The sequence below is a fragment of the Jannaschia pohangensis genome, from assembly GCF_900113875.1.
Lineage (GTDB): Bacteria > Pseudomonadota > Alphaproteobacteria > Rhodobacterales > Rhodobacteraceae > Jannaschia > Jannaschia pohangensis.
Window position 1 is genome coordinate 35,359 of sequence record NZ_FORA01000005.1, and the last position, 19,184, is coordinate 54,542.

Below are 19,184 nucleotides of genomic sequence, written 5' to 3' on the forward strand. Positions count from 1 at the left end.
AAAAAGCGTCCGGGACCAACCCTCACAATCCTTTCAAGACGGCTCAGAATGCGCCGTGGCAGTGCTTGAACTTCTTGCCCGACCCACAGGGGCAGGGATCGTTGCGGCCGGGTTCGCCCCAGGTCGAGGAGTCGTTTTCATCGAAACCGGGGGCGGCTTCGCCTGCGGCGACTTCTGCCTCCTGCGCTTCGGGCTGGGCGGCGGATTGCGCCAAGGGCGCAGGCGCGGGAGCGGCGGACGCGGGGGCAGCGGCACCGGCGGCGGCGCGTTGCTGGGCAATCATCTGCTCGACCATGGCCTTTTTCTCCTCCTCCGACAGGGGGCGGACACGGGCCAGCTTCTTGGTCACATCGACCCGCAGACTGTCGAGCATCGTCTCGAACAGCTGAAAGCCTTCGGTCTTGTATTCGTTGAGCGGATCGCGCTGCGCATAGCCCCGGAAGCCCACGACCGAACGCAGGTGCTCCAGCGTCAGCAGATGTTCGCGCCACTTGCCGTCGATGGTCTGGAGCAGGAACTGCTTCTCGATCTGACGCATCTGGTCGGCGCCGAAGGCTTCGGTCTTTTCGGCCATCAGCTTGTCGGTGGCCTCATAGAGCCGCTCGCGCACCACGTCCTGATCGACGCCATCCTCGTCGGCCCAGTCGATCACGGGCGCATCCACGCCAAGCGTCTCGATCGCCTCGGCATAGAGGCCCTTGGCGTCCCACTGATCCGAATAGGTCTTGGGCGGCAGGAACCGGTCCACCAGATCGTCGACGACCTGATGGCGCATGTCCTGGGCGATTTCTCCGATGTCATCGGCATCCATGATCTCAAGGCGCTGTTCGAAGACGGCCTTGCGCTGGTCGTTCATCACATCGTCGAACTTGAGCAACTGCTTGCGGATGTCGAAATTGCGTCCCTCGACCTTGGCCTGCGCGCGTTCCAGCGACTTGTTCACCCAAGGGTGGATGATCGCCTCGCCCTCTTTCATGCCAAGGGTGGACAGGACCTTTTCCAGCCGGTCCGATCCGAAGATGCGCATCAGGTCATCGTCGAGCGACAGGAAGAACACCGAACGCCCGGGGTCACCCTGACGGCCCGAGCGGCCGCGAAGCTGATTGTCGATGCGGCGGCTTTCGTGCCTCTCGGTCGCCAGAACGAACAGGCCGCCTGCGTCCAGAACCTTCTGGCGGTCGGCGGCCACTTCGCCTTCGATCTGCCGGCGCACCGCTTCGGGGTCGGCCTCGGGCTGCGCGGCGAGGGCCTGGAGCACCCGCATCTCGACGTTGCCGCCCAGTTGGATGTCGGTGCCGCGCCCGGCCATGTTGGTGGCGATGGTGATCGCGCCAAACTTGCCGGCATCGGCGACGATCTGCGCCTCCTGTTCATGCTGGCGGGCGTTGAGGACGTTATGCGTCAGCCCCTCCTGCGTCAGGAGTTGCGACAGCATCTCGGACTTCTCGATGGACGTGGTGCCGACCAGAACCGGTTGGCCCTTGGCGTGCGCCGTCTTGATTTCCTCGACAACGGCGCTGATCTTTTCGGCAGCGGAGCGATAGACCTGATCGTGTTCGTCGGTCCGGGCGATCGGGCGGTTCGTCGGCACCTCGACCACGCCCAGACCATAGATCGACATGAATTCCTCGGCCTCGGTGGTGGCCGTGCCGGTCATGCCGGAGAGCTTGGAATAGAGACGGAAGTAGTTCTGGAACGTGACCGAGGCGAGGGTGATGTTTTCCTTCTGGATCGTCACACCTTCCTTGGCCTCGATGGCCTGGTGCAGACCGTCCGACAGGCGCCGACCCGTCATCATCCGCCCGGTGAATTCGTCGATCAGGACGACCTGATCGTCGCGCACGATGTAGTGCTGATCCTTCTGGAACAGCTTGTGCGCGCGCAGGCCCTGGTTGACGTGGTGGACGATGGTGGTCGATTCCGGATCATAGAGGCTTTGGCCCTCGGGCAGGATACCGGCCACGACCAGACGCTCTTCCAGCCATTCGTTGCCTTCATCGGTGAAGTTCACGGACCGCTGCTTTTCGTCCTTGATGAAATGCTCGTCGCGTATTTCGGGGATCAGCTGGTCGACGCGGACATACATGTCGCTGCGGTCATCCGACGGGCCCGAGATGATGAGGGGCGTGCGCGCCTCGTCGATCAGGATCGAGTCCACCTCGTCCACGATGGCGAAGTTATGCCCCCGCTGCATCATGTCGGCCTTGGAGGAGCGCATGTTGTCGCGCAGGTAGTCGAACCCGAGCTCATTGTTGGTGGCATAGGTGATGTCGGCGGCATAGGCGGCGCGCTTTTCATCCTCGGGTTGCTGCGGGACGACAACGCCGGTGGTCAGACCGAGGGCCGAATAGACCTTGGACATCCATTCGGCGTCGCGCCGGGCCAGGTAGTCGTTGACGGTGACGACATGGACGCCCTTGCCCGACAAGGCGTTCAGATAGGCCGGGAAGGTGGCGACAAGGGTCTTGCCCTCGCCGGTCTTCATCTCGGAAATGTTACCTTGATGCAGGAAGATCCCGCCCAGAAGCTGGGTGTCGAAGGCGCGCAGGCCCAGGGCCCGGCGCGCGGCCTCGCGGCAATTGGCGAAGGCTTCGGGCAGCAGGTCATCCAGGCTTTCGCCCTTCATCGCGCGGGCGGCCAGCGCCTCGGTCCGCTCCTGGATCTGTTCGTCCGTCAGCGCGGCGAATTCCGGCTCCAACGCGTTGATCGCGGTCACGATCTTCAACGTGGCCTTCACCTTGCGGTCGTTGGGTGTTCCGAACACCTTCTTTGCGATTGATCCAAGTCCCAGCATCGTCGTCCTGCCCTTCGCGCCCTTGCCGACCGCCGACAGGCCCCATATCAGATGGGTCAACCAGGGTCGGGCCGATGTGGTGCACGCGGTGAAAATTGCGTTCATCGGCACTTAAGACCCGCCCTATCGGGTGTCAACGAACGCCCCTCGGGACAACAGGAATCAACGGCCCCTGCGGCCTGAAAGGATCACACCCATGACACGACTTCTGACCAGCGCCGCATTGGCCCTGACACTCGCCCTGCCCGCGCAGGCACAGGACGCCTCGACTGTTCTGGCAACGGTCAACGGAACCGACATCACCCTTGGTCACGTCATCGCCCTGCGCGACCGCCTGCCGCCGCAGTATCAGCAGCTTCCGGATGGCGAACTTTTCGACGGGATCCTTGAGCAGATGATCCAGCAGCAGGTCATGGTCGACACCTATGAGCAGGGTCCCGCCGATGTCATCGGCCTCGAAAACGAGGTGCGGACGTTCATCGCGTCCCGGGCGCTCGACAAGATCGCCGAAGCCGATCTGGACGAAGCCGCCGTGCAGGCCGCCTATGACGCCACCTTTGGCGCGGCCGACCCCGAGATGGAGTACAACGCCAGCCACATCCTCGTGGAGACCGAGGAAGAGGCCCGCGCGCTGATCGCCGAACTGGACGGCGGGGCGGATTTCGCGGAACTGGCGCGCGAAAAGTCGACGGGTCCGTCCGGCCCGAACGGCGGTCAGCTGGGCTGGTTCGGCAAGGGAATGATGGTGCCCGCGTTCGAGGAAGCCGTCGTCTCGATGGAGGTCGGCACGGTCAGCGAACCCATCAAGACGCAATTCGGCTGGCACGTCATCCGCCTGAACGAAGCGCGCAACAGCGAAGTGCCGAGCCTGGACGAGGTCCGCGCGGACCTCGAGGCCGAGGTGCGCCAAGCGGCCATCGAGGCCGAGCTTGCCCGTCTGGCCGCCGGGGCCGAAATCACCCGGAGCGAGGTCGAGATCGACCCCGCCCTGATCCGCAACACCGATCTTCTGACGGAGTGAACCATGGGCAAGGGCGGCAAGGACAAGAAGGCAAAGGGTCCGAAGAAAAAGGACCTGAAGGCGCGGATCAAGGGGCTCGAAGCACAGGTGAACGGCCCCAAGGGGCCGCTCGTCTCGCCCTTGGCGCCGCCCTTTCCCGACCTTCCGGCTATTGACGGCATCCGCTTCTCGACCGGGGCGGCGGGGGTCAAATACAAGAACCGGACCGATGTGATGCTGGCCGAAATCGCCCCCGGTTCGGCGGTCGCGGGTGTCTTCACGACTTCGGCCACGCGGTCGGCGGCGGTTCTGGACTGTCAGGCGAAGCTGGCCAAACGCGCCGCCTCCGGGGGATGGGCCATCCTGGTCAATTCCGGCAATTCCAATGCGTTCACAGGGAAGGTCGGCGTCACATCGGTCGACGCGGTCTGTGCGGCCACGTCGCAGGCGCTTGGCATCCCCGCCTCGCGCGTCCTCACCTCCTCGACCGGGGTGATCGGCGAGCCGATGAAGCACGAACGCATCGTCGAAGCCGTCGATACGATTGCCGCGGGGCTGACGCCCGACGGAATGGGCGATGCCGCCCGCGCCATCATGACGACCGACACCTTCCCCAAGGGCGCAACCACCACGGTCGAGATCGAGGGCAAGACGATCACCATCGCGGGCATCGCCAAGGGGTCGGGCATGATCGCGCCCGACATGGCGACGATGCTGGCCTATGTCTTCACCGACGCCGCCGTGACCGACCGCGCCCTTCAGACCATGCTGTCCGAAATCACGCGCGAGACATTCAACGCCGTCACCGTCGACAGCGACACCTCGACTTCGGACACGCTGATCGTCGCAGCGACGGGGCGGGCCGGAAATGAACCGATCAAATCGTCGCGCAGCCCCGAGGGCGCGGCCTTCCGCGAGGCATTCCATTCCGTGCTCCACGACCTTGCGCTGCAACTGGTAATGGACGGCGAAGGGGCGACGAAACTGGTCGAGGTGCAGGTGACGGGCGCGGCCAACGCCCTTGACGCGCGCCGCGTGGCCAGCGCCATCGCCAACAGCCCCCTGGTCAAGACGGCCATCGCGGGCGCGGACGCCAACTGGGGCCGCGTCGTCATGGCCGTGGGGAAGTCCGGCGCGCGGGCCGATCGCGACAAGTTGTCGATCCGCTTCGGGGACATCGTCGTCGCCCGGGACGGCATGCGGGCCCCGGATTATTCGGAAGAAGCGACCTCGGCCTACATGACCCGCGCCCGGATCGAGATTGGCGTCGACCTCGGCATGGGCGAGGCGAGCGACACGATGTGGACCTGCGACCTCACCTATCGCTACATCGAGATCAACGCAGACTACCGCTCATGATGGGGTCACTCGTGGTGCGGGGGCAGCCGTGAGAGTCGTCCTGGTCTCGGCCGTGGCCCTGATCGACGTGGACGGGCGCATCCTTCTGGCGCAGCGCCCGGAGGGAAAATCCATGGCGGGTCTGTGGGAATTTCCCGGCGGCAAGGTCGAGCCGGGTGAAACCCCGGAGGCCGCCCTGATCCGCGAATTGCAAGAGGAATTGGGCATCGACACCTGGGCGTCCTGCCTGGCCCCGCTGACCTTCGCATCCCACGCCTACGACGATTTCCATCTGCTGATGCCGCTGTTCGCCTGCCGCAAGTGGGAGGGTCAGCCGATGGCCCGGGAAGGCCAGGTTCTCAATTGGGTCCGGGCCCGCGATCTGCGCGACTATTCGATGCCGCCTGCGGACATTCCCTTGATCTCGATCCTGCGGGACTGGCTCTGACCACTCGCCAGGACCATTGTGCCCGTGGCGACACGCCTGCAATTTTTGATCCGCTGCGGAAACAAATTGCTATTATTTGCACGATTTGGTCATAATCTTAGCACGATCTTGTCGGTCTCGCCGACAGATGCACGTCCGTGGAGGGGCAGCAGTGCTTAAAACAATAATGATCGGGACATATTCGTCTGTGCAGGGACGGTTCGTCCAAATGCTTCAGGGCGGCCTGTGTCAGGTGAAGGTCGGTGAAACGGTGTATACCGGGCATCCAATCAACCGCTGACCCACGGGGCTGACCCGTCAGGTCCAGCCCGACAGGTTGTCGGCCACGATATCGGCCAGCGCATCCATATGCGCGTCGCCGTCGTTCAGGCATGGGATATAGGTGAAATGCTCGCCGCCCGCCTCCTCGAAGCTTTCCTTGATCTCTTCGTTGATCTCTTCCAGCGTCTCGATGCAATCGGCTGAGAAGGCCGGGGCAATGACGGCGATGTTCTTCTTGCCGTCTTCTTCGGCCAGACGCGCCACTTCCTCGACGGTATAGGGTTTCAGCCACTCCTCGGGCCCGAACTTCGACTGGAACGTCGTCTTGATCCGGCTCTTGTCCCAGCCCAGCCGTTCGCGCAGCAGGCGCGTCGTTTTCTGGCACTGGCAATGATAGGGGTCGCCCTCCATCAGATAGCGTTTCGGCACCCCGTGGTAGGAACACACGAGGATGTCCGGCTCGACTTCGGCCTTGGCATAGGCCTCCTCGACCGACTGGGCCAAGGCCTCGATATAGCGGGGATCATCGAAATAGGGCGCGATGGTGCGGGCCGATGGCTGCCACTTCAGCTTCATCAGGGCGCGGAAGAACTGATCGTTGGCTGTGGCCGAGGTCGCGCCGGCATATTGCGGATAGAGCGGGAAGAACACGATCCGGTCACAGCCCGCCGCCTGCATCGCCTCGACCTTGGAGATGGTCGAGGGATTGCCGTAACGCATGCAGTAATCGACCACGACACGGTCCCCGAACCGGGCGCGCAGCCGCTTGGCCATCTGCGCCGTCTGGGCCTTGGTGATGGTGGCCAGCGGGCTTTCCCCCGCCTCGTGATTCCAGATCGACTTGTAGGCGGCACCCGACCGGAACGGCCGGGACGTCAGGATGATGCCCTGCAAAAGCGGCTGCCAGAGAAACGGGGAATAATCGATCACGCGCCGGTCGCTCAGGAATTCGTTCAGATACCGGCGCATCGGCCAATAGGTGTAATCGTCAGGCGTGCCGAGGTTCGCCAGCAGGACGCCGACCTTGCCCATCCGCACCTGCGGATGATCGCCGGGGGCATGGGGCAGCGGGGTGACGGGGGGCGTCGCCTTCATCATGTTCATTCGTCTGGTCCCAGTTCTGGCACCCCGAGCGCATCGGCCAGCCTGGCCTGCGCCGAACCGGGGCGGAGCGGTTTTTGTTGCGTCTCGGACGGGGCCCAGCCCGTCAGAAAGATCGTCTGGAAAGTGGCGGCGATTCCATCCTGGTCGGCGAAGGCGTCTGCATAGTGGAGGTTTGCCCGTTCGAACAGGGCGCGCGGCGGCGTGCGACGGTGGCGCGCGGCAAGGGCATTCGTCTCGCCCATGGCGCGCAGGTCGCGGACCAGATGGGACAGATCGCGATAGCGAACCGTCAGAGTGGTCAGGTCCGCCACCGGAAGGGCAAGCCCGGCGCGCTGCAACAGGGCGCCGATATCGCGGATTTCACCCATGGGCGCCACACGGGGCGACAGGCCGCCCATGACCTCGCTCTCGGCCTGCCCCAGGGCGGCGCGCAATTCGTGCAACGTCTCGCCGCCCAGCATCGCGACCATCAACAGCCCGTCTTCGCGCAGGGCCCGGCGGCATTGGATCAGCTGGCCGACCGGATCATCGGCCCAATGCAGGCACATGGCATGGACCACCAGATCATGGGCCCCGGGCCGCAGGTCGAGCACCTCGCCCTCGGCCACCAGCGTGGCTCCGGGGATTGCATCGACCCAGACATCCGGGTGTGCGGTCACAATCGCGGCCGACGTAAACCTTCTGTTAACGTCTTTGAGCCTTTCCTGAATCTCGTCGATGGCCGACTCGTGCAAGAACCAGGCGCTGCCGTCGGCAGCCGCCCGCGCGCGGCGCACGGCAAGGGCGTCGCGATCGGTCAGCTTGGGCTGGGTTTGGGACGGCATCTGCAAGGACATGGCGGGGACTTAGGGCATGGACACGAGGTTGCAAAGGGTGACGCATCGCGCCCTGCATGCCCTGCGCGAGGCGATTTATCCCACGACCTGCATGATGTGCGACAATCGGGTGCAGGACGATGGCGGCCTCTGCCCCGCCTGCTGGTCCGAGACGCCCTTCCTGTCGGGGGCTTGCTGCGGCCTTTGCGGCACCCCCCTGCCGGGGGCAGATGACGGCCCCGCGCGCTGCGACGAATGTCTGACGCTGGCCAGACCCTGGGACGAGGGGCGTGCGGCGCTGGCCTATGCCGGGGTCGGGCGCAAGATGGTGCTGGCGCTCAAGCACGGCGACCGGACCGAACTGGCACGGGGCGGGGCGCGATGGATTCAGCGGCGCGCCCGTGACGTGCTGACGCCCCAGACCCTGTTCGTGCCGGTCCCGATCCATCGCTGGCGCCTGCTCAAGCGGCGCTACAACCAGTCGGCCTTGCTGGCCCGCGAGTTGGCGACGCTCAACGATGCGCCGTTCTGCCCGTTGGCCCTGCGCCGCCACCGCGAAACCCCGTCGCAGGACCACCGCTCCGTCGCCGACCGATATGCGAATATCGCAGGCGCGATCAGCATCGGAGGCGGCCCCGACGTGCGCGGTGCCCATGTCGCGCTGGTGGACGATGTGATGACCTCGGGTGCGACCCTGACGGTCTGTTCGGATATCCTGCGCCAGGCCGGGGCGGCGCGGATCACGATATTGCTGCTGGCGCGCGTTGCGAAAGACCGCTGAACCCATATATGCATGGCCGATCACAGCACCCCGAAGGGCCACGCCATGAAAGCCGTCGAAATCTACACCCAACCCCGCTGCGGCTTTTGCACTGCGGCGCTGCGCCTGTTGGCGACCAAGGGCGCGCAGGTGACGGAGTACGACGTCAGCCGCATGCCGGGAAAACGCGCCGAGATGATGCAGCGCGCAAAGGGTCGGCATACAACCCCACAGATCTTCGTCGGAGACACCTTTGTCGGTGGATGCGACGATTTGTTTGCGCTGCAGGACGCGGGCAAGCTCGACACGCTGCTCAAAGGGTGATGCGGGTCGGTCTGCTTCAGCTGACGTCTTCGGACGATCCGCATGCGAACCTTGAACGGACGCTGACGCTTGTGCACGACGCCGTGGGCCAGGGTGCGGACATCGTCCTGACGCCCGAAGTCACGAACTGCGTCTCGGCCGACCGTACCCATCAGAAAACCGTCCTGCTGCCCGAGGCGCGCGACCCTACGTTGGCCGCGCTGCGCAAAGCTGCGACCGAGCACGGCGTCTGGATCCAAATCGGAAGCCTGGCGCTGCGCACCGCAGACCCGGCGGGTCGGTTCGCGAACCGGTCCTTCCTGATTGATCCCAAGGGGCAGATCGTCGCGCGCTATGACAAGATTCACATGTTCGACGTGAACGTGACCGAGACGGAAACCTATCGCGAATCCAGCGGCTATCGCCCCGGGGCCCGCGCCACGCTGGCCGCGATGCCCTGGGGCAAGCTCGGAATGACGGTGTGCTACGACATCCGGTTTCCAGCCCTCTATCGGCGTCTGGCCCAGGCCGGGGCGGACTTTCTGACGGTGCCTGCCGCTTTCTCACCCGTGACCGGCGCGGCCCATTGGGAGGTTCTGCTGCGCGCCCGGGCCATCGAGACGGGATGCTTCGTTCTGGCCGCCGCACAGACAGGCAGCCATGCCGCCCGGACGGGCAAGTCGCGGAAAACGCACGGTCATTCGATGGTTGTCGCCCCCTGGGGCGAGGTCCTGCTTGACGCGGGGACCGAGGAAGGGGCCTATCTGGCGCAGATCGACCCCGCCGAGGTGGCGTACGCCCGACGTCGCGTCCCCTCTCTCACGGCGGAGCAACCTTGGGACGGACCGTGAATGAGCGACGACGCGGACAAACTGGCAGTGGCCCTCTTCAGCGAGATGCTGACGGCTGACCAGCTTGTGCGCGCCCGCCTGTCCCGGGCCCTGCCCAAGGGGATGGAGCTGTCGCATTTCATCGTACTCAACTATCTGGCCCAACATCAGGTGGAGCGGACGCCCGGCGAATTGGCGCGCGTGTTTCACCTGACCCGGGGGGCGATGACCAACACGCTGACCAAGCTGGAATGGGCGGGGCATGTACACGTCCGGCCCGATTGGGACGACGCCCGTCGCAAACGCGTCGCCATCAGCCCCGCCGGTCTGGCCGCCCGCGAAGGCGCCCTCGCCGCCATCCGCCCGATCATGTCACAAGCCGTCCGCGAGATCGGCGAAGACCGCGTCCGCGCCGCCATTCCCGTCCTCCGCGAGATGCGAATGCGGTTCGGTGAGGGCGAATAGGGGTCGGGTAACGGACGAATGCCTTTGTGTGTAGGCCGGGTCTGAACCAACTCGATCGAACCGGAACATCCGGTGGCCCTGGTGAAAGTCGGGGCGCTAGAAGCGAGCCGCCCCATCCGACGATTGCGCCGAGAAGTCGGCCCACGTCCGCAGTCACTGCAATCGCAAGGCCCCCCGCAACACCACGCGAAACGTTGCGCGCAAGACCGGGGCCGCGACCGGCGGGCGTCCGCGTCATCGAACCCCGTCAATCGACCCGCCGGACCATCAATTGCGTGCCTTCCATCCGGGTCTCCAGCCGTTTGATGTCGGCCACGAGATCGCTCAGCTTGCGCTTGCCATAGGTTCGCGTGTCGAAGTCGGGCACCTCGGCCATGATCTGGCTGCCCAGAGCGCCCATCGCATACCAATCGTCGTCCTGGCTCATCCGCTCCATCGCGCGCAGGATCAGGGGCAGCGCGTCCTGCGCCTTGCGCTTGGTCGGCGCGGCCGCCTTGCCGGGTTGCGCGCCGGTCGGCTCATCGATCAGGTTCTCGATCAGGATGAAGCGGTTGCAGACATTGCGCAGGCTTTCGGGGGCCTTGCCCTCGCCGATGCCGATCACGTCCAGACCCTCCTCGCGAATACGCGACGCCAGCCGGGTGAAATCGCTGTCGGAGCTGACCAGCACGAACCCGTCGAAGCGGCCCGAATGGAGGATGTCCATCGCGTCGATCACAAGGCCGATATCGCTGGCGTTCTTCCCCTTGGTATTTGCGGTCTCCTGATGCGCGACAAGGCCCAGTTCCAGCACCTTGTCCGACCATCCGCGCAGGCGATCGGACGACCAGTCGCCATAGACACGGCGCAGCGCCGGTTCGCCCAAACCCGTGATTTCCTTGAGGATCGCCTGCGCATACCGGGCCGGAATGTTGTCGGCATCGACAAGAACGGCAAGAAGGGGGCGATCACGTTGCGGCATGGGTCTCTCCGGACGATTGGGGGCACGGGGGCCCGGGCATTCCACGAGGTGTAGAACGCGCGGCCCCCGGATACCACCGGGTCGCGGACAGACCTGCGCGACGCGTCAGGCGCTTGGATAAACGCTGGTCATGCCCTCGGAGGTAGAAATCCATATTCTCCGGCGCGTCATCGGTCGGCGTCTCGTCGGCTCGCAGCCAGGTCGAGCCGTCCTGACGCAGGATCGGGCCGACGAAGGCACGGGTCTGGCGACTGCGGATCCGCTCGATGGCGTCGATCACGGCAATCTTCGCCGGACCAGGAATCGCATCCGAAAGCGCCCCGACAGACAGCATCTCTTCGGGGAAGCCGCCCCAGGTATCGGTGGCGGTCCAGCTGCCCGCCAGCAGGTCGCCGATCCGGCGAACGTATTAGGGGCCCCAACTGTTGATCGAAGCGGACAGACAGGCGTTCGGGCCGTATTTCGTCATGTCGGACGCCTGACCGAAGGCATGGACACCCCGAGCTTCGGCGACCTCGACCGGTTTGGTGGAATTGGTATGCGCCATGAGCACATCCGCGCCACGGTCGATCAATCACTGTGACACCGACTCTTCGGTTTCCGGAGAGAACCAGGAATTGAGCCAGACGACATCGAACTCCACGTCCGGGTTCACCGAACGGGCCGCCTGTTGGGCGGCATTTATCCCGCGAACCACTTGCGGGATGGGGAACGATCCCATGTATCCGATCCGGTTGCTCTACGTGTTGGCACCGGCAATCAGGCCCTGCGACACACGGCCTTCGTACCAGCGTGCCGAATAGATGCCATGTTGTCGGCGCGAACGAAGCCAATCCTGGGGGTTTCCTGCGCGAAAGCGCTTGTTGTCGTAAGGCCAGCGGCGCCCATGATTGCAAGGGCGTGGCGGCGACTCATCAATGTCATGGTGTTCACCACTCGTATCAAACTTGCCCTCGCTGACCCCCGGATCGTGGCACCACTTTGAGGTCATGGCATCGCTTGGGTTTTAAGCAAATGATCCGGGAACCGCCCAACAGATAGGCGTTTTCTTCACGGGGCCTTCAGGCGAGAAACAGCGGAAAGCTCGCGCCCAGGGCCCAGGCCAGCACAAACCCGAGCACAAGGCCGGAGGACAGCGGCCCGACCCGCCGGGCCGTGTCACGACCCATGGTTCCGAAGACCAGATAGAACAGGATCATCACGGGCGCGATCAGCATCAGGAAGAACAATCCTTCGAAATCGAGCGCCACGGCAACGCCGAGGGAGGCCAGAAACCCGGCGCGCAGGGCCAAACGCCGCAACACCGACGCCTTGGCCGTCAGCATCGCGTCGGCCACCATGAACGGCACGGCCCCGACCGTCAGGATGGCGATGACGACCAGACGGTCCGGGGTGGGCCAGAAGTTCGCGGCATATCGGTCCAGTGCCAGGCCGAAGACCGCGCAGCCAAGGAGCAGGACAGCGAGGCCCCGCCCGGACGGACGGCCCATCGGCACCTTCCAGAAGACCAGCATGGCCAACTGCAATCCGCCGAAGACCAGCAGATGCAGCCCGAGGTAATCTGCCACCAGCACCGGCAGAAACGACGGGTTGAGCGGCACGGCGACCAGCGGCGCAACAGCGGCAGGCAGCAGGATCACGCAGGCAAGACGCCCCCGGCTGAGCCTGCGGTCAGGTTGCTGGACGACGGGCAGCACGCGGGCGACCGGGCGGAACAGCAGGACCAGTCCGCCAAGCAAGGCCAGAATGGCCCAACCGGTCGGCAGAATGGCGACGTCGGACCCGCGCCCATAGGCCCGGTCGAGCCAGGCTAACGTTTCGGCGCGCGCGACACGACTGTGCAGAACCGAGACATGTTCCGAAAACGGGGCGACGGCGGCACGGCGCAGGATGCCGTCGGCACCGACCGTCTGGTTTTCAACGGCGCGCGGATCGACCATCCGCGCCGCCCCGAGAGCGAAGGCGCGCAACCGCGGCTCCCATGCGCCCGAGATGAGCAGAAGGTCGGCGGGCGTCGTGGCATCCACCGCCTGCGAGAACGGGGAAATCAGGACGACAGGCCCGACATCGGGGCGGCGATTGGCGACGCGCGCCAGGATGTCGGTCGCCATGGAGTGCCCGACAAGGGCAAGGGGTGCATCCTGCGGCCCGATCGCGTCGATCACCGACAGCGTCTGATCCACCAGAAGGCGTGTGGTGCCGTCGACCGACGTGACGTCGCCCGACATCGGGTCGGGGTGGCGGCCGTGGCCCAGAAACTCGAAGGCATGGACGCGATAACCGGCACGGGCGAGCGGCAGCGCATATCCCTGCATCATCTGCTCGGAACCTGCGAATCCATGGGCCAGGATGACCGCCGGGCCGGTGGCATCGGGCTGCGCATAAAGGGTGACGGGCGTGCGACCCGCCTCGACGGATGTCACGGCGACGCCCATCCGAGCCAGCTCCAGAAGGACCAGCGACACGGCAATCATCGCGATGGCGAGAAGGGATCTCAACGTCTTGCCCCCGGGGCTATGGTCAGGTTGAACGCCAATGGTCTACGCCCCGCACGACGGGAAAACGAGGGGCTGTTGGCCGACAGGCCACGCCGCCAAACCATCGCTTGCATCCCGGCCGCGACTCCCCTATGACCCCCACAACAGCGGCGGCCTTCGGGCCCCACCGGAATTTCCAACGGGCCGCACGGCCCGTTTTTTTATGCCTCGGAGACCCATGTCCGATCTGATCGCCAAGACCGCGCTGGACAAACGTCTGGCCGACATCGTCACCCCCGTCATCGAAGACATGGGGTTCGAACTTGTGCGTCTGCGGCTGATGTCGGGCAAGCAGCCGACCTTGCAGATCATGGCCGACAAGCCCGACGGCGGGATCGAGGTCGACGACTGCGCGCGCATCTCGACCGAACTCTCGGCGGTGCTGGACGTGGAAGACCCGATCGTGGACGAATACACTCTCGAGGTCAGCAGCCCCGGAATCGACCGGCCGCTGACCCGGCTCAAGGATTTCGACGTCTGGGCCGATTACGAGGCGCGGCTTGAAACCGACGAGCTGATCGATGGTCAGCGGCGGTTCAAGGGCTTCCTGCGCGGCACCGAAGACGGCGAGGTTCTGGTCGAGATCGAGCAGGGCGGCGAGGACGTGACCATCGGGCTCAAGTTCGAATGGCTGAGCGACGCCAAGCTGATCCTGACGGACGACCTGATCCGCGAAGTGCTGAAATCGCGCAAGGACAAGGGTCAGATCGACGAGACCCAATTCGACGAAGTAGAAACACTCATTGACGGTGAGGAAGACTGAATGGCCATTACATCCGCCAACCAGCTGGAACTGCTCCAGATTGCCGACGCGGTCGCCCGCGAAAAGATGATCGACCCCGCGTTGGTGATCGAGGCCATGGAAGAGTCGCTCGCCCGGGCCGCCAAGTCGCGCTACGGGTCCGAGATGGACATCCGGGTCAGCATCGACCGCAAGACCGGCAGCCCGACCTTTACCCGTGTGCGCACGGTCGTCGAGGACGAGCTGATCGAGAACGAAAAGGCCGAGATGACGGTCGCGCAGGCCCGCCAGTATCTGGACAACCCGGCCATCGGGGACACCTTCGTCGAGGAGGTCCCACCCGTCGACATGGGTCGGATCGCCGCGCAATCGGCCAAGCAGGTTATCCTCCAGAAGGTCCGCGAAGCCGAGCGGGACAAGCAGTTCGAGGAATACAAGGACCGCGTCGGCACCATCATCAACGTGGCCGTCAAGCGCGAGGAATACGGCAACGTCATCGTCGACCTGAACCCCGGCGAAGGCAGCCTGCGGCGCAATGACAAGATCGGGCGCGAAAGCTATCGCCCCGGCGACCGCATCCGCGTCTATATCAAGGACGTCCGCCGCGAACCGCGTGGCCCGCAGGTCTTCCTGTCGCGCACCGCGAACGAGTTCATGGCCGAGCTGTTCAAGATGGAAGTGCCCGAAATCTATGACGGTGTCATCGAGATCAAGGCCGTCGCCCGCGACCCCGGAAGCCGCGCCAAGATCGCCGTGATTTCCTATGACAACAGCATCGACCCCGTCGGCGCCTGTGTCGGTATGCGTGGCAGCCGCGTGCAGGCCGTCGTCAACGAGCTTCAGGGCGAGAAGATCGACATCATCCCGTGGAACGACGATGCCGCGACATTCCTCGTGAACGCCCTCCAGCCCGCCGAGGTGACCAAGGTCGTCATCGACGAGGATGCGGAGCGGATCGAAGTCGTCGTCCCCGAGGAGCAGCTGAGCCTCGCCATCGGGCGGCGCGGCCAGAACGTGCGCCTGGCGTCGCAGCTGACCGGTCTCGATATCGACATCCTGACCGAGGAAGAGGAATCCAAACGCCGCCAGGCCGAGTTCGAGGAGCGCACCAAGCTCTTCATGGATACGCTGGATCTGGACGAATTCTTTGCCCAGCTTCTGGTCTCCGAGGGCTTCACCAATCTCGAGGAAGTGGCCTACGTCGAAGTCGACGAGCTTCTGGTGATCGACGGTGTGGATGCTGATACCGCCAACGAGCTTCAGGCCCGCGCTCGCGATTACATCGAGGCGCAGAACGCCAAGGCCATGGAAGCCGCCCGCGAGGCCGGTCTGCAGGACGATCTGGCGACCTTCGAGGGTCTGACGCCGCAAATGTTGCAGGCTCTGACAGCCGATGGCGTCACCACGCTCGAGGAATTCGCGACCTGCGCCGACTGGGAACTGGCCGGAGGCTGGACCATCGAGAACGGCGAACGCAAGAAGGACGAAGGCCTGTTGGAACCCCATGGCGTGTCGCTCGAGGAAGCGCAGGACATGATCATGACCGCCCGCGTGATGCTGGGCTGGGTCACGCCGGAAGATGCGCTCGGCCAGTCCGAAGACGGCGAGGAAGACGCCGCCACACCAGAGGAGGCCGGGGCGTGATCGCCCCGGATCGTTCCCCTGACGCGCGGCGGCAGAGACAAAATCCGCGACGAGCCTGATCGTCGCTGCATCGTCACAGGCGAGACCGGCCCCAAGGAAGGGCTGATCCGTTTCGTGGTCGGACCCGAAGACACGATCTTTCCCGATCTGGCGGCCAAGCTGCCAGGCCGTGGAATTTACGTGACCGCCACGCGAGAGGCCTTGGAAAAAGCCATCGCAAAGCGCATATTCTCTCGCGGGGCGAAGAAACCGGTCAAGATCCCGGATGACCTGTTCGACTTGGTCGACACGGGCCTGTCCCTTCGCTTGCAAAACGCGATTGCCATGGCCCGCAAGGCCGGAAAGGCGATCGCGGGATATGAGAAGGTCAAGATAATGCTCGACCGGGGCGAGGCGCGGGTTCTCCTGCAGGCTTGCGACGGCTCCGAACGCGGCAAGGGAAAGCTGAGCACGCCCGAGGGCGGCAAATGGATCGGCTTTCTGACCGCAGATGAATTGGGACTGGCCTTCGGGCGCGACCGCGTGATCCACGCTGCGGTCGCGTCTGGAACCTTGGCCCGTCGTATTGTAGAGGAAGCCACAAGGCTTCAAGGCATCAGACAATCAGATGGCGGCACTCCGGCCGCCAAGAAGGACACGAAGAACGCATGAGCGATCAGGACGGCAAGAAACCCCTCGGCATCTCGGGCCCCCGCAGCGGCACGGTAAAGCAAAGCTTTGCCCGCGGGCGCACGAACAACGTGGTGGTCGAGACCAAGCGCAAGCGCGTTTCGGTTCCCAAACCGGGTGCGCAATCGGCCGCAGCGGTCAACGCTCAGGGCGGCAAGCAGGTCAGCACCACCGATGCTGAGATGGACCGCCGCCTCAAGGCGCTCCAGGCCGCCAAGGCGCGCGAGGCCGAAGACGCCGAGCGCCGCGCCCGCGAAGAGCAGGAGCGCGACGAAGAGCGCAAGCGCCGCCGCGAGGAGATCGAGGCCAAGGAGCGCGAGGAGAAAGAGCGCGAGGAACTGGCACGCAAGCGGACCGAAGAAGACGAGCGCCGCAAGCAGGAAGCCGAAGAGGCCCGCAATCGCCCGCAGGAGTCCGTCGTGTCTCCGGCCGATGCGCCCGCCCCCGGCGAGGACATGCCCCGTCAGCGCAACCTCGGCCCCGACGCACGCCCCGGTCGCAACGACGCGCCGCGCAAGCGCGAGGACGATTCGGGCAAGCCCAAGGGCGGCGAAGCCGACCGCCGGTCGGGCAAGCTGACCGTGAACCAGGCCCTGCGCGGTGGTGAAGGCGGGCGTCAACGTTCGCTCGCCTCCATGCGCCGCAAGCAGGAGCGTCAGCGTCGTGGCGGCAGCAGCCAGCCGCAGGAAAAGGTGATGCGCACCGTCCAGCTGCCCGAGACGATCGTCGTCTCGGAACTGGCCAACCGCATGTCCGAACGTGTCGCCGCCGTCGTCAAGGCGCTGATGCAGAACGGTATGATGGTCACCCAGAACCAGGTGATCGATGCGGATACCGCGGAATTGATCATCGAGGAATTCGGCCACACCGTTCAGCGCGTGTCCGAATCCGACGTCGAGCAGGTCATCCACAGCACGGAAGACAAGCCCGAAGACCTGGTGCCGCGCGCGCCGATCATCACGATCATGGGTCACGTCGATCACGGCAAGACCTCGCTTCTGGATGCGATCCGCAAGACCAAGGTCGTGTCGGGCGAAGCCGGCGGCATCACCCAGCACATCGGCGCCTATCAGGTCGAGGTGAACGGCACGACGCTCAGTTTCCTTGATACGCCGGGCCATGCGGCCTTCACCTCCATGCGGGCCCGTGGCGCGCAGGTGACGGATATCGTGGTGCTGGTCGTGGCGGCCGATGATTCGGTCATGCCCCAGACGGTCGAGGCGATCCACCACGCCAAGGCGGCGGGTGTTCCCATGATCGTCGCCATCAACAAGTCCGACCTGCCCGCTGCCGATCCGAACCGGGTCCGCACCGGCCTGTTGCAGCATGAGGTGATGGTCGAAGCGATGTCCGGCGAAGTGCAGGACGTCGAGGTTTCGGCCCACACCGGCAAGGGTCTGCCCGAACTTCTGGAGGCCATCGCGCTTCAGGCCGAGATCCTGGAACTGAAGGCGAACCCGAACCGGGCCGCCTCCGGCGCCGTGATCGAGGCACAGCTCGACGTGGGCCGTGGCCCTGTGGCGACCGTCCTGGTCCAGAACGGCACCTTGCGGCGCGGCGACATCTTCGTCGTGGGCGAGCAGTGGGGCAAGGTCCGCGCGCTGGTCAACGATCAGGGTGAGCGCGTGAACGAAGCCGGCCCTTCGGTTCCGGTCGAGGTTCTGGGCCTGAACGGCACACCCGAAGCCGGTGACGTCCTCAACGTCGTCGAGACCGAGGCGCAGGCCCGCGAAATCGCGGAATACCGCGAGCAGGCGGCCAAGGATAAGCGCGCCGCAGCCGGTGCCGCAGCGACCCTGGATCAGCTGATGGCCAAGGCCAAGGCCGACATCGGCGTCGCCGAACTGCCCATCGTCATGAAGGCTGATGTGCAGGGGTCGGCCGAAGCGATCGTGCAGGCCATGGAAAAGGTCGGCAACGACGAGGTGCGCGTTCGCGTCCTGCACTCGGGTGTCGGCGCCATCACCGAAAGCGACATCACGCTTGCCGAAGCCTCGGGCGCGCCGGTCATCGGTTTCAACGTCCGGGCCAATGCGCCCGCACGGGCCGCGGCGAACCAGAAGGGTGTGGAGATTCGCTACTACTCGGTGATCTATGACCTTGTGGACGATGTGAAGCTTGCCGCGTCCGGCCTGCTGTCGGCCGAGATCAAGGAAACCTTCATCGGTTACGCCGAAATCCGCGAAACGTTCCGCGTCACCGGCGTCGGCACTGTTGCCGGTTGTCTGGTGACCGAAGGCGTTGCCCGCCGGTCCGCCGGCGTGCGTCTGCTGCGCGACAACGTGGTAATCCACGAAGGCACGCTCAAGACGCTCAAGCGCTTCAAGGACGAGGTCAAGGAAGTGCAGTCGGGCCAGGAATGCGGCATGGCCTTCGAGAACTACGACGACATCCGCCAAGGCGACGTCATCGAGATCTTCACGCGTGAGGAGGTCGAGCGGTCGCTCGCCTGACGCTTTCCGGCAGGACACCGAAAATGAAACGGGGCCCCGCAATGGGCCCCGTTTTTTCGT

General features: G+C 64.9%; 19 protein-coding genes. 11 read left to right on the forward strand and 8 right to left on the reverse strand.

The window, feature by feature from the left end; translation table 11 throughout:
• Positions 1–43: 43 nt before the first annotated feature.
• Positions 44–2,794, reverse strand: a complete 2,751-nt coding sequence (gene secA, locus BM002_RS15750) for a preprotein translocase subunit SecA (RefSeq protein ID WP_092783923.1) — start codon at positions 2,792–2,794, stop codon at positions 44–46.
• Between the two features lie 196 nt (positions 2,795–2,990).
• On the opposite strand from secA, the gene BM002_RS15755 reads away from it, so the two are divergent.
• The 3 genes from BM002_RS15755 to mutT are packed head-to-tail and all read left to right on the forward strand — an operon-like array spanning position 2,991 to position 5,580.
• On the forward strand, positions 2,991–3,815 hold the full coding sequence (locus tag BM002_RS15755) for a peptidylprolyl isomerase (RefSeq protein ID WP_092783439.1): 825 nt from the start codon (positions 2,991–2,993) through the stop codon (positions 3,813–3,815).
• Positions 3,816–3,818: 3 nt separating this feature from the next.
• A complete protein-coding gene (argJ, locus tag BM002_RS15760; protein WP_092783442.1) occupies positions 3,819–5,153 on the forward strand; it encodes a bifunctional glutamate N-acetyltransferase/amino-acid acetyltransferase ArgJ in 1,335 nt (444 codons plus the stop codon).
• A 28-nt stretch (positions 5,154–5,181) separates the two neighbouring features.
• Positions 5,182–5,580, forward strand: a complete 399-nt coding sequence (mutT, locus tag BM002_RS15765; RefSeq protein WP_092783445.1) for an 8-oxo-dGTP diphosphatase MutT — start codon at positions 5,182–5,184, stop codon at positions 5,578–5,580.
• A gap of 297 nt (positions 5,581–5,877) precedes the next feature.
• Here mutT and hemH read toward each other — a convergent pair whose 3' ends face one another.
• Entirely contained in the window at positions 5,878–6,939 is a 1,062-nt protein-coding gene (gene hemH, locus BM002_RS15770; protein ID WP_425431875.1) for a ferrochelatase, read from the reverse strand.
• 2 nt (positions 6,940–6,941) lie between these two features.
• On the reverse strand, positions 6,942–7,769 hold the full coding sequence (locus BM002_RS15775) for a methyltransferase domain-containing protein (protein ID WP_092783929.1): 828 nt from the start codon (positions 7,767–7,769) through the stop codon (positions 6,942–6,944).
• Positions 7,770–7,797: 28 nt separating this feature from the next.
• Here BM002_RS15775 and BM002_RS15780 point away from each other — a divergent pair, with 28 nt between their 5' ends.
• The 4 genes from BM002_RS15780 to BM002_RS15795 are packed head-to-tail and all read left to right on the forward strand — an operon-like array spanning position 7,798 to position 10,118.
• Positions 7,798–8,541, forward strand: coding sequence for a ComF family protein (locus BM002_RS15780; protein ID WP_092783448.1), 744 nt, complete (start codon positions 7,798–7,800; stop codon positions 8,539–8,541).
• Positions 8,542–8,586: 45 nt separating this feature from the next.
• Complete coding sequence (grxC, locus tag BM002_RS15785) at positions 8,587–8,844, forward strand: glutaredoxin 3 (RefSeq protein WP_092783932.1); 258 nt, start codon at positions 8,587–8,589, stop codon at positions 8,842–8,844.
• Entirely contained in the window at positions 8,844–9,674 is an 831-nt protein-coding gene (locus tag BM002_RS15790; RefSeq protein ID WP_092783451.1) for a carbon-nitrogen hydrolase family protein, read from the forward strand. Before grxC ends, BM002_RS15790 begins: the two co-directional genes overlap by 1 nt.
• Positions 9,675–10,118 carry a MarR family winged helix-turn-helix transcriptional regulator gene (locus tag BM002_RS15795; RefSeq protein ID WP_092783454.1) on the forward strand — a complete coding sequence of 148 codons (444 nt, stop codon included), beginning with the start codon at positions 9,675–9,677 and terminating at the stop codon, positions 10,116–10,118. It begins immediately after the preceding gene.
• A gap of 247 nt (positions 10,119–10,365) precedes the next feature.
• Here BM002_RS15795 and BM002_RS15800 read toward each other — a convergent pair whose 3' ends face one another.
• From BM002_RS15800 to BM002_RS15810, 5 genes are all read right to left on the reverse strand, one after another.
• Entirely contained in the window at positions 10,366–11,079 is a 714-nt protein-coding gene (locus BM002_RS15800; protein ID WP_092783457.1) for an NYN domain-containing protein, read from the reverse strand.
• Positions 11,066–11,359, reverse strand: coding sequence for a hypothetical protein (locus BM002_RS19450; protein WP_217641177.1), 294 nt, complete (start codon positions 11,357–11,359; stop codon positions 11,066–11,068). Before BM002_RS19450 ends, BM002_RS15800 begins: the two co-directional genes overlap by 14 nt.
• Before the next feature lie 129 nt (positions 11,360–11,488).
• Positions 11,489–11,653, reverse strand: coding sequence for a hypothetical protein (locus BM002_RS19360; protein ID WP_175484932.1), 165 nt, complete (start codon positions 11,651–11,653; stop codon positions 11,489–11,491).
• The gene (locus tag BM002_RS19365; protein ID WP_175484933.1) at positions 11,654–11,800 is read right to left on the reverse strand and encodes a hypothetical protein; all 147 of its coding nucleotides are present in this window, start codon (positions 11,798–11,800) and stop codon (positions 11,654–11,656) included.
• A gap of 340 nt (positions 11,801–12,140) precedes the next feature.
• A complete protein-coding gene (locus BM002_RS15810; protein WP_245749291.1) occupies positions 12,141–13,577 on the reverse strand; it encodes an alpha/beta hydrolase in 1,437 nt (478 codons plus the stop codon).
• Positions 13,578–13,794: 217 nt separating this feature from the next.
• Between BM002_RS15810 and rimP the strand changes: the two genes are divergently transcribed.
• Genes rimP through infB form a run of 4 tightly spaced genes read left to right on the forward strand, consistent with a single transcriptional unit; the run spans position 13,795 to position 19,124 of the window.
• On the forward strand, positions 13,795–14,379 hold the full coding sequence (rimP, locus tag BM002_RS15815; RefSeq protein ID WP_092783466.1) for a ribosome maturation factor RimP: 585 nt from the start codon (positions 13,795–13,797) through the stop codon (positions 14,377–14,379).
• The gene (gene nusA, locus BM002_RS15820; protein WP_092783469.1) at positions 14,380–16,002 is read left to right on the forward strand and encodes a transcription termination factor NusA; all 1,623 of its coding nucleotides are present in this window, start codon (positions 14,380–14,382) and stop codon (positions 16,000–16,002) included.
• An 18-nt stretch (positions 16,003–16,020) separates the two neighbouring features.
• Positions 16,021–16,653 carry an RNA-binding protein gene (locus BM002_RS15825; RefSeq protein ID WP_092783471.1) on the forward strand — a complete coding sequence of 211 codons (633 nt, stop codon included), beginning with the start codon at positions 16,021–16,023 and terminating at the stop codon, positions 16,651–16,653.
• On the forward strand, positions 16,650–19,124 hold the full coding sequence (gene infB / locus BM002_RS15830) for a translation initiation factor IF-2 (protein WP_092783473.1): 2,475 nt from the start codon (positions 16,650–16,652) through the stop codon (positions 19,122–19,124). The genes BM002_RS15825 and infB overlap by 4 nt, the downstream gene beginning before the upstream one ends.
• The last annotated feature ends 60 nt before the right edge of the window (positions 19,125–19,184 follow it).

Excerpts from the sequence above, each read along its gene's own strand:
- secA (WP_092783923.1), bottom strand. The coding sequence starts at position 2,794 with ATGCTGGGACTTGGATCAATCGCAAAGAAGGTGTTCGGAACACCCAAC.
- BM002_RS15755 (WP_092783439.1), top strand. The coding sequence starts at position 2,991 with ATGACACGACTTCTGACCAGCGCCGCATTGGCCCTGACACTCGCCCTG.
- argJ (WP_092783442.1), top strand. The coding sequence starts at position 3,819 with ATGGGCAAGGGCGGCAAGGACAAGAAGGCAAAGGGTCCGAAGAAAAAG.
- hemH (WP_425431875.1), bottom strand. The coding sequence starts at position 6,939 with ATGATGAAGGCGACGCCCCCCGTCACCCCGCTGCCCCATGCCCCCGGC.
- BM002_RS15775 (WP_092783929.1), bottom strand. The coding sequence starts at position 7,769 with ATGCCGTCCCAAACCCAGCCCAAGCTGACCGATCGCGACGCCCTTGCC.
- BM002_RS15780 (WP_092783448.1), top strand. The coding sequence starts at position 7,798 with ATGGACACGAGGTTGCAAAGGGTGACGCATCGCGCCCTGCATGCCCTG.
- grxC (WP_092783932.1), top strand. The coding sequence starts at position 8,587 with ATGAAAGCCGTCGAAATCTACACCCAACCCCGCTGCGGCTTTTGCACT.
- BM002_RS15790 (WP_092783451.1), top strand. The coding sequence starts at position 8,844 with ATGCGGGTCGGTCTGCTTCAGCTGACGTCTTCGGACGATCCGCATGCG.
- BM002_RS15795 (WP_092783454.1), top strand. The coding sequence starts at position 9,675 with ATGAGCGACGACGCGGACAAACTGGCAGTGGCCCTCTTCAGCGAGATG.
- BM002_RS15800 (WP_092783457.1), bottom strand. The coding sequence starts at position 11,079 with ATGCCGCAACGTGATCGCCCCCTTCTTGCCGTTCTTGTCGATGCCGAC.
- BM002_RS19365 (WP_175484933.1), bottom strand. The coding sequence starts at position 11,800 with ATGGGATCGTTCCCCATCCCGCAAGTGGTTCGCGGGATAAATGCCGCC.
- rimP (WP_092783466.1), top strand. The coding sequence starts at position 13,795 with ATGTCCGATCTGATCGCCAAGACCGCGCTGGACAAACGTCTGGCCGAC.
- nusA (WP_092783469.1), top strand. The coding sequence starts at position 14,380 with ATGGCCATTACATCCGCCAACCAGCTGGAACTGCTCCAGATTGCCGAC.
- infB (WP_092783473.1), top strand. The coding sequence starts at position 16,650 with ATGAGCGATCAGGACGGCAAGAAACCCCTCGGCATCTCGGGCCCCCGC.